Below are 704 nucleotides of genomic sequence, written 5' to 3'. Positions count from 1 at the left end.
TGATGGTCAGCGTCGTCGTCGACAGGTCGCCGTCGCCGTCCATGATGGTGTAGACGAAGGTGTCGGTTGCACCGCCGGCCGGCACGACGTTGGCAAAGCCGTCATAGCTGTAGGTGCCGTTGGCGTTCAGCGTCAGCGTGCCGTAGGTGCCGGCGATGCCGGCGCCGCCGAGCCCGCCGCTCACCGGGCTGGCGGTGTTGCTGCCGGCGGCCACGCCGACAACGCCGCCACCGGCGGCCGCAGCGTCGGCGCCGAACACGTCATCGGTGGCGTCGCTCAGCACGTTGCCGGTGGCGATGGCGCCCTCGGCGACGCTGTTGGTGTTGGCGTTCGCCGTCGGCACGTCGTCGACGACGTCGATGGTGATGGTGTTGGTGATCGTGTTGCCGTTGGCGTCGGTCGCCTGGTAGGTGAAGCTCTCGACGTTGTTGACCGTGTTGGTGCCGTTGTTGGCATCGGCGCCGTCGACCGGTGCGGTCAGCGTGTAGCTGTAGGTGCCGTCGGCATTGAAGGTCAGCGTGCCGTGCGAGCCGGTTGTGCTGCTCAGCAGCGCATAGGTGTAGGGGCCGCTGCCGCCGGAGACGTTGTCGGCGACCGTGCCGGTCACCGTCTCGGCCGGGCTCGGCGGATTGCTGCCGATCGCAAGTGCTGCTTCGTTGACCGTGGCGTCGTCATTGGCGGCCGCCAGGCCGCTGTCCGACAGG

At 68.6% G+C, this 704-nt stretch carries 1 protein-coding gene; it reads right to left on the bottom strand.

Annotated features, from left to right (window positions below; all coding sequences use genetic code 11):
- A partial coding sequence (locus AC0L14_RS34770) for an Ig-like domain-containing protein (protein ID WP_473752232.1) occupies positions 1-704 on the bottom strand: 704 nt, incomplete at both ends.

The organism is Mesorhizobium sp. WSM4841, assembly GCF_055811515.1.
This window is presented reverse-complemented; position numbering and strand designations above follow the sequence as displayed.